At 52.5% G+C, this 14,497-nt stretch carries 13 protein-coding genes and 2 pseudogenes; 1 reads left to right on the forward strand and 14 read right to left on the reverse strand.

The features are described from left to right. The first annotated feature begins 94 nt into the window (after positions 1-94). Positions 95-526, forward strand: coding sequence for a DUF2269 family protein (locus EXW96_RS04830; protein WP_174350008.1), 432 nt, complete (start codon positions 95-97; stop codon positions 524-526). Positions 527-544: 18 nt separating this feature from the next. On the opposite strand, the gene EXW96_RS04835 is transcribed toward EXW96_RS04830, so the two are convergent. From EXW96_RS04835 to EXW96_RS04900, 14 genes and pseudogenes are all read right to left on the reverse strand, one after another. Continuing rightward, positions 545-835 (reverse strand): Dabb family protein, encoded by a 291-nt coding sequence (locus EXW96_RS04835; protein ID WP_174350009.1) that lies wholly within the window; start codon positions 833-835, stop codon positions 545-547. A 199-nt stretch (positions 836-1,034) separates the two neighbouring features. Further along, positions 1,035-1,946, reverse strand: a complete 912-nt coding sequence (locus EXW96_RS04840; protein WP_174350010.1) for a PP2C family protein-serine/threonine phosphatase — start codon at positions 1,944-1,946, stop codon at positions 1,035-1,037. A gap of 3 nt (positions 1,947-1,949) precedes the next feature. Further along, on the reverse strand, positions 1,950-3,458 hold the full coding sequence (locus tag EXW96_RS04845) for a DUF6382 domain-containing protein (RefSeq protein WP_174350011.1): 1,509 nt from the start codon (positions 3,456-3,458) through the stop codon (positions 1,950-1,952). Between the two features lie 15 nt (positions 3,459-3,473). Continuing rightward, positions 3,474-3,983 (reverse strand): A24 family peptidase, encoded by a 510-nt coding sequence (locus EXW96_RS04850; protein WP_254611213.1) that lies wholly within the window; start codon positions 3,981-3,983, stop codon positions 3,474-3,476. Beyond that, positions 3,980-4,633, reverse strand: a complete 654-nt coding sequence (locus tag EXW96_RS04855; RefSeq protein WP_074726948.1) for a TadE/TadG family type IV pilus assembly protein — start codon at positions 4,631-4,633, stop codon at positions 3,980-3,982. Before EXW96_RS04855 ends, EXW96_RS04850 begins: the two co-directional genes overlap by 4 nt. 22 nt (positions 4,634-4,655) lie before the next feature. After that, positions 4,656-6,974, reverse strand: coding sequence for a hypothetical protein (locus tag EXW96_RS04860; protein ID WP_217437247.1), 2,319 nt, complete (start codon positions 6,972-6,974; stop codon positions 4,656-4,658). Next, on the reverse strand, positions 6,967-7,977 hold the full coding sequence (locus tag EXW96_RS04865) for a hypothetical protein (protein ID WP_174350012.1): 1,011 nt from the start codon (positions 7,975-7,977) through the stop codon (positions 6,967-6,969). Before EXW96_RS04865 ends, EXW96_RS04860 begins: the two co-directional genes overlap by 8 nt. 8 nt (positions 7,978-7,985) lie before the next feature. Beyond that, positions 7,986-8,219, reverse strand: coding sequence for a Flp1 family type IVb pilin (locus EXW96_RS04870; RefSeq protein WP_054818232.1), 234 nt, complete (start codon positions 8,217-8,219; stop codon positions 7,986-7,988). A gap of 42 nt (positions 8,220-8,261) precedes the next feature. After that, the gene (locus tag EXW96_RS04875; RefSeq protein ID WP_309225017.1) at positions 8,262-9,134 is read right to left on the reverse strand and encodes a type II secretion system F family protein; all 873 of its coding nucleotides are present in this window, start codon (positions 9,132-9,134) and stop codon (positions 8,262-8,264) included. Between the two features lie 6 nt (positions 9,135-9,140). Continuing rightward, complete coding sequence (locus tag EXW96_RS04880; protein ID WP_171005822.1) at positions 9,141-9,965, reverse strand: type II secretion system F family protein; 825 nt, start codon at positions 9,963-9,965, stop codon at positions 9,141-9,143. A gap of 36 nt (positions 9,966-10,001) precedes the next feature. Continuing rightward, positions 10,002-11,224, reverse strand: a pseudogene (locus EXW96_RS04885) (TadA family conjugal transfer-associated ATPase). Continuing rightward, positions 11,145-12,338, reverse strand: a complete 1,194-nt coding sequence (locus EXW96_RS04890; RefSeq protein ID WP_174350013.1) for a P-loop NTPase family protein — start codon at positions 12,336-12,338, stop codon at positions 11,145-11,147. The pseudogene EXW96_RS04885 and the gene EXW96_RS04890 overlap by 80 nt, the downstream one beginning before the upstream one ends. 356 nt (positions 12,339-12,694) lie before the next feature. Then, the gene (locus EXW96_RS04895) at positions 12,695-13,726 is read right to left on the reverse strand and encodes an SAM-dependent methyltransferase (protein ID WP_174350014.1); all 1,032 of its coding nucleotides are present in this window, start codon (positions 13,724-13,726) and stop codon (positions 12,695-12,697) included. Further along, a pseudogene (locus EXW96_RS04900) lies at positions 13,723-14,495 on the reverse strand (ABC transporter ATP-binding protein). The gene EXW96_RS04895 and the pseudogene EXW96_RS04900 overlap by 4 nt, the downstream one beginning before the upstream one ends. Between the last annotated feature and the right edge of the window lie 2 nt (positions 14,496-14,497).

Raw genomic sequence — 14,497 nt, forward strand, 5'->3', positions numbered from 1 at the left:
ACGGCAACCCAAGGTGCGGTCTCTCCGCACCCCGCCCGTCAACAGGCGCCTGCTACACTGTTTTTGTACTCCCTAACGATGGAGGCCTTATTTCATGTATCCTTGGCTTGTATTCATTCATTCCCTTAGCGCGATGGTGTCGATCGGACCTTACATCGTGCTTATTCCTATGCTCCGGAAGCTGAAAAGCTCCGAGGGAGCCGTGACGGATTCCTATCTGGATTCGTTCCAATTCACCGTTCGCCTGACCAAGCATGCCGGACATGTCCTCGTCGGTTCCGGGCTGCTCCTTATGTGGCTGGGCGACTGGCCTTGGACCACGCCATGGATCGCAGGCACGTTTATCGTACTGTTCGCCTCGCTGTTCTTCCTGGCGCGCGCCTTTTCTCCAACCATCCGCAAGCTGCGCGAACCGGGTCATGACCGCATCGCCCTGGTCCGAAAGCTGGGACGGGCGCTGTACATCTATTTATTCGTTCTTTTCCTGATGTTGTGGCTGATGGTGATGAAGCCTCAGCTTTGGTAACCGCTGCTCATGCCGGAATCAGCTCTCGAAATCGACGCAAATGCTGGTTCCGTCGAGCACTTGCTTCATGTGCGCTTTCACCTCAAGATGGACCGGGTGATTGTCGTACACCTGCAGGTCTTCAAGCGAATCGAACTTCGTAATCAGCACGATGTCATAGGAACGTTCCAGATGAAGCACGTCGATACCCACTTCAATATGGCGAAGCACCGGAATTTTCCCCTCCATATTTTTGAGCACATCGTAAGTCGCCTTTACGGACTCCGGGCTCCGGTCTTTCAGCTTAAACATCACTACATGGGTTATCATCTCATTCGCTCCCCTTTATATCCCATATCTTTTTTTGCTGCATCTCATAGCGTCGATATGCTGCTGTATATGGATAATCTGCCATTTGCAGAATTTTTCCGAAGTTAGCGGCGCAATTCGTCAGCCATTGGATTTTACTGCCTATAAAAGAAAATTTCTTTATCAAGAATTCATTATAACATTGAAAGTGTCCCGTAATCTACTGAAATCCTGACTTCCATTTGCGGAGAATAACAGAAAATACGCCAAGCATTCTTTTCAGGAAAAGAATGCTTAGCTGAAAATGGACGTTCACACGTCTCCTGACAGAAACAGGCGCCGTTCCTGACGGCTCCAGCAGCAGCAGACTGATGTTGTCCTCCGATTTCTTACTCAAAGCCCTGGAGAGCAGCTCATCGCACATCTCCTGAGCGTCCATTCCACTTTGCCGCAGCTTGCGAAGCATGGAAGCAACGGATGGATCGGAATAAAGATTATGAAATCCGTCGCTTGTTACGAGAAACAACGTATGAGCCGAATACAAGCCGGAACGTATGTAAATATCGGGATCCTTACGCATGCCAAGCGACTGCAGCAGGACATGGCGCTTCGGATGCGTGCGGGCGCGCTTGGCGGACATCCGTCCCCTGCGCACCTGCTCGGCAGCCCATGAATGGTCACGGGTCAACCGGCCGCATTGGCCGTTCGGCTTTAAGCGGTAAATCCGGCAGTCTCCCACATGGACAATGGTATATACAGGTTCAACAAGAAGGAGCAGCGTGAGCGTTGTGCCGAGCGCATCGTTTCTTTGGATCGCCGCATCACGAATTTCCCTGTTTATAGAACGAAAAAGCGCTTCGCCCTCCTGCGCCAACGCCGTTAAAGCGTCTGCCGAAACAAGCTGGGGCAAGCGATTGTCGAGCCATGCTTTTACCCTTTGTACGGCAAGCTCGCTGGCCCAACCGCCGTCGGCCGTCCCTCCCATCCCGTCGGCAATGGCTGCGGCGGCATAAGGCTTTCCTTCCCGGCTCGTCCCCATCCGGAGCAGCGAGCGGTCTTCATTCCATGTGCGAAACCACCCGGAGTGCGTGGCCGCTCCGTACCGCCAATGCACGGCAATCGTTTTTTTCACCCGTCAAGACCCCATTTTAAACGTAAATTCGGTCGTTACGATCTTTACTATATCACCTTCTTTCAAAGGCTGCACCTGGTATGGTACCAGAGCTTCCCCATTCAGGGTCGTACCGTTGAGCGAACCCAGATCGCGAATCCCATATCCTTCCTGATCCTGTAAGATTTCCGCATGAAGACGGGACACCCCCTCTTCGGCATGGATCAAATCCGCTTCATCAGCAGCGCGTCCTATAACGAAGCCGGGCTTTTGAATGCAAGCCTGCTCCCGAACGCCATCCCTGAAGAATTCCAGGAAAGGCTCAGCGCACTTTTCCTTTCGGGCAGGCCTTCCAAGGAATACGGTGGCGTCGGGAGGACTGAGCAACATCGTTCGCATCGCCAGATCAGGCGCAGGGGTTAAGGAAGGAAACGGTTCCACCGGTTGGATCTCCTCTTTTAACGGCTCCTTCCGCTGCACCGGTTCCGCAAGGCCGATTCTCGAGAAAAATCCGCCGTCGCCTCCGGCATCCCCGTAATCAGGAGCCCAATCTTCTACAGACGGCTCATCCTCAGCTTCGGGGCCTGCAGCATGACGAATCCGGCGCAGGAAGACAAGGGCGGCCGCACCGAACAGCACAGTCAGTCCGGCACAGACATACAGCATAAGTTCTTGGGGCTGATCGGCATAAAGCTTCCAAATCAACCCCCACATCAGCACAGTCAAGAGTACGATCCAGAGCTGCTTCTTCTTGTGCCGGTTCTCTTCCCTGCCTCGGGCTTCGTATACCTCATCTGTCGACAAGATTGGCGAAACGGCCTGCGCGTGCTGCATATCATCGAATTCTCGGCGCTCCTGCGGCTTTTCCATTATTTTTCGATCAACGGCAGACGGTTTCTCCGGCAGCTCCAAGGACGATGGAATCCCGGGCGGAACTGCTGCGGGAGTTTCCTCAAGAAGGTTCAACTGGTTGTGCAGCAGCTGCTTCAGCTCGGGCAAGTTGAAGGAATCCTCCTGCAAATAGCGCATCAGTTCCTGAAAGCCGCTGCCATGAAGCTCGGTAACGCGGTGGATCCAACGGGAAGCCAACTGCTGAATATCCGAGGACACCGGATGTTTGCCTGTCAAATTGTTTTTGGGCACGTAAGTCAAATACAGATCCTGCAATCCGCTGCCGCAGTAGATGTACTCTTCCTTAAGCACATATCGTCCGGGCTGCAGCATATAAACTTTACTGTCATCGAGGATTTCAATGATCCTTAGCAGCAAACTATAATAACTGCGAAGCGTCAACTGCTCCATGCGGAGCCAATAGGCAAGCATTCTCTTGCCAGTGATGTTGTAGTGAAGCCGCATTTGGCCATCCTTCGCTTCTACCTGCAGCTCAAGCAGTCTGGGAATCCGGTTGGCCGAGAGCATATTGACCTGAAAGGAGGATAGCTCTTCCTGCTCTCCATGAGGAAAAGTGAGGACCATATAATGCCCATGCTCACTTACGTAATTCACTTGCAGACCATAAAGCTGCTGATCCACTCCGTTGTCCTCCTCTCAGCCTAAAATAAGGGTGTACGCCGCCCCCGGCGCTACAGCCCACATAAAAGGAAAGCGCAGACGGCTTCCCGGATCCCCTGCCCATTCAGACGGGTGCAGATCGTGGAAAATGACGATGCGGAGCAGTGACACAGCCGTATCTTTCAGCCTTTGAACTCCGTCGCTGCGCCATAACAAAATTACTACGGCGATACATCCGGCCACCAGAAGGGAAGCTGCCATAGCATACAATACAAGGGTCGCGCCAACAAGCGATCCCAATGCGGCAAACAGCTTTACATCACCGGCAGCTACTGCACGTATCGCATATAAGGCCAGCATCGGAACAAAGCCGCATAGAAATCCAAGACCGGCGAACCACAAACCGTTCCAACCGTCGGCAGCGGCATGGCAAACCACCCCCGCCCCGGTTCCGGAAACCGTAAGCCAATTCGGAATTTTATGCTTCGTAATGTCCGTTACAAAAGCAATGGAAAGCAACAAGCCCGAAAGCCACAGCGCCATCATGATTCCCCTCCCACCCATGCACGCTCCAGCGCTTTTTTTCGCAGCATGATCGTTTTCTTGAAAAACGGAACGGCAAACGTGTATTCATACTGTGCCTCAATGGTGACATAGACCTCCTCATGATGATCGAAATCGGGAAACGAAAGCCTCGTAACCAGCAGCTTCTCCCTCTCCAGCCGGTCCGTCGCGGCCAATGATGCAATGATAGGCGTTGCCGCTTCCGCCAGCCGACGCTCGAGCTCCTGCTTGGCTTCCGCCGCAGCAGAGCCCCCTAATGCCTCAAGCTGCTCCCTCCGCTCTTTCTCCCATTGAGCCAAGCGGACAAGCGGCTCCGGAATCCATCGCCCGTATTGCTCCACAAATTGTTCGGCATCCAACACCTTCTGTCTTGCCGCATCCGCCTGGGCCGCAGCATGGCCGAGCCATACGCTCGCACGGCTGTTTGACCACCGGGATTTCGCTTCTCTGTACAATTGTTCTACTGGATACATATTCGCAGCAACGACCTTAGCCGATTCCGAAACGGCCGACTGCAATGCCATCTCCGTAAGAGACAGCCGTATGAAAGCAGTGAGCAGCGTAACAAAGGCGATAAAGAAAGGCAGCGTCAACGCCGCTTCCAGCACAATGCTTCCCTGCTGCTCTTTCATAATACGCAAGCTCTTCCGCCCCCTAATATGAATAATCCGCCGTCTTGGTGATTCGGCACCTGTTCCCTTCGATGACGCAGCCGGAAAACTCGGATTTCCCTATCGCTTTCATTACCCGCGGAAGAAACCAAAGCTGAAACGAGGTCGAAGCCGTACCCGTGACATAGGTCGAAGCTTCCCGCAAATCGAGGCCCGTATTCAACTGCAAAAGTCCCTGCATACGAGATAACAGCGTCTCTTCCCGGCTGTGCAGAAGCAGAAACACACGCAAATAATCTTTATATCCCATCGTCAAAAGGTTCCCAAGTTTGCTGGAAACGGGAAGCTGCTCGCCCTGGATCAGCCTAGCCATGTCCTGCTGCGCCTGCAGCGCTCCTTCTGCAATGGCTGCGAGCAAAACCAACAGAGGCGAGCCCGCGGTTAATACTTTGCTCTGCGGTTCGAGAAGCGATTCCAGCACGCCAACCGCCAGCCGGAACGCAAACATCTCCGCGTATGCCATGGAATAATTACCGGCGCATGACCCCGCCCCATAAAGCAAGTATTCCACCTCCTGGTTTGTGAGCGGATGCTGTTGAGGAGCCGAAAGCTCTTTGGAGGCTTTGACTTGACCGAAGGCATCTTTTTCAAGCCCTAATGTACGATAACTGAATTTGCTTACCACAAATTCGTTGATATAAAAGTCATCCCTGATCTCCATAAGGGCCTGCTCAAGCTCAGCGACAAGCCTTAAAGCCGACAAACCGGCTTCATCGGGTGTTCGCAGATTGACGTCGGGAACCGGTGCGGCCGCGTTCGCGGCTTGATTCCATTCCAAATAGGATTGAACATACCCCGATCTTTCGCGCTCGGCCGGATTTCCTTGCAGCTCCTTGTAATATCCTTCATATGGATCCGTTCCGCTGATCAGACTGCAGCTTCCAAGGCCTCGCTGAATCTGATCCAGCACAGCTTGTGTTTTTGACCGCTGTTCCCGCTTGGCCGTCCGGTTTGCGCCGCTTATCCGTTGACGCTCCTCATGCCCCGGATTGTATCTGGAAAATACTTCATCCGCCTTCTGACGGAAACCATCCAGAGAAGACATGGTGGCGGCATATTTTTGCTGCGTGAACATCAACCCGTCCTGGATTTGGGCATGAACTCCGTAAAATTTGGAGACCGAGGCGCTAACGCCGGCTTCCTGTTCGTCCAAATCCTGCCGGTCGACAAGATGCACGTTTCCAAAGACCTTTTCGGCTTCCAATGCACCGCTGTTCTCCGCTTGAGAAGAAGCAAGCCGGGAGATTTCGGCGTTGAGCTCGTCGTTTGCCTTCTTGGCCAGACTCATCGCTTGGCCGTAAGCTTCATGCAATGAGCTTAATGCTTTCATATCTGCCGTGGATTTCAGTTTCAGCATAGCGAGTACTTCTGCATATCGGATAAGATCTTGCAGAAGCTGTTCGTACTCCATGACCTTTTGCACGGCCTCATCCAATTGCCGCTCAAGATTCACACGGGCTTGATTCAGCTGGGCTATAGCCTCGGCAGTCACAGCTCCGGCCGAGACCATTGCAGCGATCGATGCATTCAAGCTTCGGATCTGCTCTTGAATGGTCTCCACCTGGGCTTTGGCGTTTTGGAGCGTAGACCGGACATTCTCGATCGTATGAATTCCGATACGCCCGCTGAGTTCGTTCAAATCACGCAAGTGCGTTTGATAGAACGGATGCATCTCCGTCGCCTTTTGACGGATATCGAGAAAGGCCTCCCAAGCCTCGTCCAGACGCAGGTCCCGTTCCTCCAACAGCTTCTCCACCCTAGCGGCATGCTCACCGAATCGGGAGGCTTGGCCCAATCCGGCGGCCACCCCGGTTTTCTTGAACTTGTCGGCCAGCTCCAGCCCATATATCATCGGAGCCCGGTATTTCATCTCCTCCAGTATTTGCTGTTTAAATATGCCGTGGTTGGAGAGAGCATACATGGGTGTGATCCGGGCGGAACCTGCTTCATACCGCTGATCGATAAACCGAAAGCGATCCGGCTCCGCTGCCTCGGACACATTGCCGGCAACGGTCCGTTCAAAGATCCGGTTTGCCCCATCGCCTCCGGAATGAAGCGAATAAAGCCCGTAAGTCTGCAGCGATTTGGAATATGCGGAGAGCGTAGATCGGACTCCGGCCTTTACCGCATTCTCCGCTTCTTTATCCGCGCTTTTCCACCTCATCACATCGATCAACAGCCCGCACAATAAAAATATGGGAACAAGGACCGCAATCAAATAGATCGAGACGGCACCGCTCTGCTCCTTCCAAAGTCGGTTCCGGCTTCTCAGTTCACCCACCTCCCGATTCGTTTTATTCATGAATGACAACGACGATCCCGTTTCGCTCCAGTTCACGCAGCAAGCCAGGCGATAATTTTACCTTGTCTTGTTTGGATGGCTTAAAAAAATGCCAGACAACCCCCTTCACTTCCGTCCCTTTCTTGAGCAGCTCGGCATCTTTGACCATTTGAACCTCGCGTAAATTTTTTTCATTAAAGGTATAGTAAGCTTGATGGGCCACCCCTCCGGCATCCAACGCGTCAATCTTCCGCATGGTTCCCGGATTAACCTCTATCTCCTTTTCTGTGCCGCTGACGAGCAGACGCAAATATTGAGCTGCCTTCTTTTCATTATCGATCAGGGGCTTTTCCTTAACGGAGGTTTTAGGTTCAACCATCGCCGCGAGCGCATCTTGAGGCTTGATTCTGCCTTGAATTTCTCCGATAAACGTTCGTGTCAGATCGGTTAGGCGGATCGTCTCCGCCGGATCGACCACATAGGATTTAGAGGCTCCGCTGACGTTGGCTCTGCCCCACAGCCTTTGCGCAAAGTCCGGAAGGTGCATTGGCTTATGAAGCGCCGCCCGGACAAAACGCAGCACGCCAAAATTTTCGTACCCCAGCTCTCCCTGAGCTTCATCAGCTGCAATGGTACTCGCTGCTCTTACCAGTTTCGCTTGTGGTCCGCTATCTGCGGAAGCGCTGTTTGGAGTCAGCGGAAGTTTGACGGATGCCGACGGCATCGGCAGCAAAAAACTGAACATATGAGAAACGTTATCGTTCGTAAGCCGCCAATACAAACCGTCGTTGTCTCCCGCCTTCACCGCGCCTGTGAACGGATCCTTTTTGCTGTTATCCCAAATATAGGCCGCCCGTTCGGATGCCATGGCTGTCGTATACTGCAGCGAAGCCTGGTGATAGCTAAAGAGCGCCAGAAATAAGAGCAGCACCGTGGCCAGAAAAACGGCCGGCAGCGCAAGCGACGCCTCCAGCATGATTTGACCTGCCGGTTCCCTGAGAAAGCGATGGATTCGTTTCATCATCAGAGCACCTAATTTTGTGAAGCAGGAGGATTGATTCTGACTTTATCCGATTCATAATTGTTTTGGTTATCGATAATTTCTTGGTTTGCTGATTTAAATAAACCATCGATCCATTCAATAATCCACTTCCGAAACGCAATCGCAATGATAATCAATACGGCGACAATCAACAAAATTTCCAGTGTGCCGAGACCGTCCTCCTCTTCCCACAATGGTTTCCAACCTATCGGCCAATTGTTCATCCTTCACCCTCCTCTTCTCGTCTATACACGTTTTGTTATTTATCAGTTCATCATCAGCATGGCCGGAGCCGCCACAATGACCATGACGACAAAGAAAATCAGCACCATCGGAAATACCAGTTTCGACGAACCCTCCTCTCCCAGCGTACGGGCCAGCGCTTTCCGCTTATCCCATAAAGTGATGGACAGCTCTTGAAGCGACATCACAAGTTCATCGCCGCCCCTCTTGTGATTCATAAGCAGCGCAGTCGTAAACAGGGAGGTTTCCTGCATGGCGCAGCGTTTGCTGAACTCTTCCATCACCTTGGAAAAAGAACCGTTCATTTTCAAAGCTTGGACGGCCGCCGCAAGTTCCGTCAGCAGTGGACTTCCCTTGTGTTCCTTGCCTTCCACCGAACGGATTAAGGCTTGAGGCACCGTTTCACCGGCACTGACCAGCAGCAAGATACGGTTGAGCACCTCGGGCAGTTCGATCAGCATCTGCCGCTTTCGCTTCTGACATTGATTTGAAATTTGCTTGTACATTACAAATGGAATAAAAGCGGCCAACAGCAAACCGTACAGAAGCATTTCGGCTTGGCCGCCTGCGGCCCATCCCAGGAGTGTACTCAAGCACAGCGCACCATAGGAATACACGATGGCCTGAGCTGCAAACCGTTTGGTTTCGATCAATGCCTTTTTGGCTCCGTGCAATTGAATCATGATCAAATGCACTTGCCCGAGCGGCTCGGTTAACCGGTCGGCCAGTCTTGTCCGGTCCATGACCCAAAGACCTGCGGGCAAGATTCGGCTGAGCGCATCCAACGGTTTCGTCCCCCGATGCCCATGCACCCACGAACTGTACTGCGGACGGGCCATATATAACGCAGCGAAAGCAGCGGTCAGCTCCAGCACAAACAGGACAGCTATCCACACCTCAACTCACACCTTTATGTCCATTATTTTTTGCGCCAGCACATAACAGCCAAAAAGCACCGCGAGCGCACAGCTCATGATCAGCAGTCCTCCACCCTGGTAGAGCGGCTCCATGTAATCCGGAGTCGTCCAGGCCAGCGTTGCGATAATAGCCACTGGAGCAACGGAGAGTACTTTGGATTCGAATTTTTTTTGTGCCAGCATGACTTGAATATCCTGTTCGATATCCAGCTTTTCCTGAATCAATACGGATGTGCGGCGAACGACTTGAACCAAGCTTCCTCCGGTTCTTTTACAGGTGACGAACACTTCCGCAAACCTGTCGATTTCCTCAATATGAGCCCGTCCGCTAAACCCTGTTAAGCAGCTTTCAACCGTTTCCCCGTTTTCCATGCGCCTTTGCATGATCTCCAGCTCTTGGATGATCATGGCTTTGGAATCGGGATAAAGCAGCCTTAAGTCGCTTAACGCTTCCATCAATGCCGATTCCACCGACCGGCCTGCGCTTAATGCCGATGCGAGCGCCGCCAGCATTTGTTTGAACTGCAGCTTTAACTGCGCTTTTCTTTTGACGATCAACTGCTTTCGGCGAATCGACGGATAGCCCAGACCGACAGCTCCGAATAATGCGGCTGCGACCGGATGCTTATAGAAAATGTAAGCAATGGCTGCCATCACCGCAGCCCCCCATAAGGCGGCGATCGTTATCTGACCTGGACTCATAACGTATTCGTCATAATCTTGAAGTGTTGAATTCGCCGGGGGCCGATGCCCCCGAACAAAAGGAATCGGCACTTGAAGCTTTGGCCGCCCTGGCGTTGCCTTAAACATGGCCATCGATTCTCCTTTTCTGAAGCTCATCTTTTTTTAACCCAAGCCTGCCATCCGAAGCTTCCATGTTCGCATCAGCGGATTTCCCGTCGGCTTGAGTTCACCCAGCACCATCCCCTCCGGCGTTTCTCCTGTTTCCTCGAACAGGTACAATGGATTCAGCATCACCTCCCCATCATCCATTCCCACCACTTCACTGATTTCGGTCACCCGCCGGGAACGGTCCCGCAGCCTCTGCAAATGCACCATCACATCAATCGCCGAGGAGATTTGCTTTCGTACCACGCCCACGGGCAAGCTCGCCCCGCTAAGCACCATCGTCTCCAGCCTGCTGAGCATGTCCTTGACCGAGTTGGCGTGACCGGTAGACAAGCTCCCATCATGACCGGTGTTCATCGCCTGCAGCATATCCAGCGCCTCCGCTCCCCGCACCTCTCCGACAATGATGCGATTGGGTCTCATCCGCAGCGATGTACGGATCAAATCGCGGATAGTAATCTCTCTCCTTTTCCGTCCGTATTGGCATTGCGCGTTTCCAGTCTGACCAAATTCGGTATACCGAGAATCTGCAGCTCCGCCGAATCCTCAATGGTGATGATCCGTTCGTCCGCCGGGATAAACTGCGCCAGCGCATTCAAGAATGTGGTCTTTCCCGACCCGGTCCCGCCGCCGATAAACAGGTTATATTTAGCCTTCACGAGCCGGATCAAGTCCTCGGCAGCTTCCTGGGATACCGCTTGTCGTGCGGTTAAATCCCGGATCGTCATCGGACGCTCCGGAAATTTGCGGATCGTCATGGCCGGGCCCTGAAGCGCAATCGGCGGAAGCACAATATTGACGCGGGAGCCGTCCCGCAGCCGGGCATCTACCATCGGGCTCGATTCGTTCACTAACCGGTTCACCCGGCCGACGATCGCCTGAATGGTATCCTCCAGCTTCTCACGGCTGTCGAAACGGATATCCGTCGCGATCACTTGCCCGTCTTTTTCAATAAAGATTTGATCATGGGAATTGACCATAATTTCCGATATGGTTCTGTCATCCACCAGCGGCTGCAGCACATCCAAGCCCCGAAAAGAGTAAAACAGCTCCGAAACGAGCTGCCGTTTCTGCCCAGCGGTCAGAAACGATTCTTTTGAATCCGCAAACACATGCTGTTCGATCGTTTCAACCAACTGCTCATCCGATAATGTGTTTCCGTAATCCATGCTCTCTTGAATTTTTTTGAGTAATTTCTGTTTCCTTTCCGCTGCGTTCATCCGGCCCGGCTTCTCCTTTCTCGCGCAATAATTCCTGGACCATAGAAGCTGTGAAGGCGGCTGAAACCATCCGCTCTACATGAGCCACCGCTTTCCACTCCGGCACATAAGGAAGCTCTCCCTGAAGGGTTATTCCGTACTTTGAAAAATCATTGAGCGCATGTCCGGTACTTTTATTGAGCCAGAAGGCGATTTTATCTATCGAGAGCATATCCTTATGATTCTCCTCCCCCTTCCAGCTTGCAAAAAGCTCCGCCGTCTTTTGCAAATGAATGCAGTCGTCAAGCACCAGCCAAAAAATATGATCCGCTTCTTGCAAGCCCTTGAGCGTGACCGGACTGGGGAAGGAATCCAAATCCAAAATGATCCAGTCGTATATACCCGATGCCGCCGCCCCTTGCAGAATGCGCTGTAGATCGGCGCTTTCCATCTCTACCATTTCTTTAGGGTGTGATGATGGCGGTACATAGTCGAACTTCAACTCCGGATGCCTGCGCTTTAACTGCTCCATTTTGGCTGCGAGGATGTCCGGATTCGTTTTGGCATAATATAGCATCTGCGAGAAAGTCTCCGACTCCCCGTCGCGATCTTCCGCAAACCAGGGTTTGGACGGAAGCCGTTCCAGCGGCAAGCACAATACCTTCTCCCCATGGAAGGCGAGTTGACGGGCCAGATGGACAGCCGTAACGGTCTTCCCGCTCCCGCCGACAGCGGAGTATACCGCTAAGGTTCTTGCGCCCCTTCTGCCGCGCAGCGGAGCGTCCTTGCAATATTCGTTATAATGAACGGCAATCCCCGACAGCAGATGATTCAGCGGCTGAAATTTAAACAGCACCGGATATTCAAGCAGCCCGCCCGCTCTCATTGAATCGCTGATCAGGACGATGCATCCCGTTTTGACGCGATAAGCCGAATCCGGCAAAGGCATCCAGGATTCATGGACCATCATAATAAACGGCTCTCTGGTTTCTTCCACAAAGCGAAAGCCCTCTTCCGCAGCGGTAAATACGCGTAGGCTGAAGCGTTCCGCATATTCCGAGGAACGAATATAGGCCGACAGCATATCGGCAAAATACGCGTCGTCATCGAGCAGCACCAGCAGCATTTTTGCCAAGCAGCATCACTCCCTTTCCTGTTTAGCGCCGAAAAAAGGCAACAAAAAAAGCACACGCCGCCAAGGTTCCCATCAACCTTGAAACAGCGGTGCTTCCGCTTGATATCATGAAATTAATCGTATTATATCCCTAATATTTGGAAAATGCAAGAGGAAATTGAGATAAAATATCGCTATTGGCCATGTTTATGAAATGGGCTCATCCTCACGTCTCCCAATTCCCTCCCCGACCGTCGGCTGCTAAGCTGAAATTCAAAAAAGCACACGCCGCCAAGGTTCCCTCGAACCTTGAAACAGCGGTGCTTCCGCTTAAATAATGAATTTGATATATCATCAATCTAATATCCCGCGAACCATCAGCAGGTTTTCACCAAAAACAAGGTAAGCTCTTCGCGGTTATGAAAAAGCTGCTTCGCTTTTTGCAGCTCCAGCTCGGGAGACAGATCTTGAATGACCTCCCGGATCGATTGAAATGCTTTTTTGTTCATCAGCTTCACGGTAATAATGGCCGTTCCGCCCGTCTTCAAAGCGTAAAGCAACCCGCGGACCAGCTTGGCCATCTGCCGGTGACTCCAGCTCATATCGCAAACCAGCAGATCGAAGGCGTCTGCCGCAAACACCACCTCATCCGCTTTTTTGGCATGATACGTAAGGTTCGGATGACTCAAAAGCCCGGCATCCAGCTTGGCCGGATCTACCGCCGTCACCTTCAGCCCCCGCTCCAGCAGCAAGGAAGTCCACCCGCCCGGCGCCGCCCCGATATCGAGCGCGGACCGGTACTGCGTAAAATCAAGGCCAAACGCCTGCTCCGCTTCCAGCAGCTTGAATTTGGCCCGGGATACCTGCCCATCTTCCCTGCGGAAGCGAACGGCTCCGCCGGACCAATCCGATAAGTTCTCTTCCGGACGCGACATGCCGTAATAAACGGTATCTTTTGTCAAAAAGAGCGACAAAATGAAGTCCGCTCCTTTGACCACGGGCTCCGCGGTATAATCAGATGAAAGCCTCTCATCCACTGCCGTCTTGACAGCGGAAGAGGAAATGTCCGGTGCGGCATCCTCCGTTTTGCGGACCTGCACCGCAATCTTACTGCCGGTATACGGAGGAGATGCAGACAGCCGTTCGACAACAAAGCCCATGAGCGAGTCCATGGAACCGTTCCATGACGTTCGTGCGTCAACAGGCTGCATATGCCTTAAAAAAACCGGTTCATTGCCCGTGATCCTGCGAATCGCTTCTTCCTTGTCCGTTTCGGCTGCGAACAGAAAGACTTCCCCGGGAACGATCCATTCGGACTTTACCGATCCCAACAGCCGACGCAGCTCTTCCTGCGCCTGCTGAGCAAATCCCCTGTTGGCAGTTCCGATAAAAACGCCTGCGTTCATCATAGTACCCGAATCCAGGGCCGGTCCCCGGACCAATCGATGCGGATCGGAACCTGAAACGCCTTATATAAATTTTCTTCCGTAAGCACCTCTCGCTTTAAGCCGGAAGCAATCAGCTGCCCTTGCTCAATCAGCGCCACATGAGTGAACATCGGAACAATTTCCTCAATATGGTGCGTCACGTAAATGACCGTCATCTGCTGCTCACCAAGCTCATTGATGTTTTCCAGCAGCCTTTCACGCTCAAAAAGATCAAGCCCGGAACAAGGCTCATCCATAATGAGGATCGATGGCCGTGTCATCAGCGATCTGGCTAGCATCACTTTTTTGCGCTCTCCTTGCGAAAGCGTACCCAGCGGTTGATCCGCAAGGTGGCGCAGCTTGACGTCACTCAGCATGTGGAGCGCCTTTTCTTTGGCCTGCACAGGTATTTCCTCATAGAACCGCAGGAATCCGAATTCTCCGGTAGCGACCACCTCCCAAACGGAATCTGCAGGGTTCAGCTTTTCATAAAGCGATTGGCTGATGTACCCGATTTGTTTCCGTACCTCGCGCACGTCGCATTGTCCATATGTATTTCCGAGAACCTGTACTTTGCCTCTGCTCGGAAATTCATATCCGTTCATCATCTCCAGCAGCGTCGTTTTTCCCGAACCGTTCCTTCCGAGAATGACCCAATGCTCTCCGGCTTGGATCTCCAGCTGAACTCCCGATAAATATGCCTGTCTTCCCGGATAAAATGAATTTGCTGTAACGATAAGACCTGTGACACCA

Source organism: Paenibacillus sp. JMULE4, assembly GCF_013337105.1.
GTDB lineage: Bacteria > Bacillota > Bacilli > Paenibacillales > NBRC-103111 > Paenibacillus_G > Paenibacillus_G naphthalenovorans.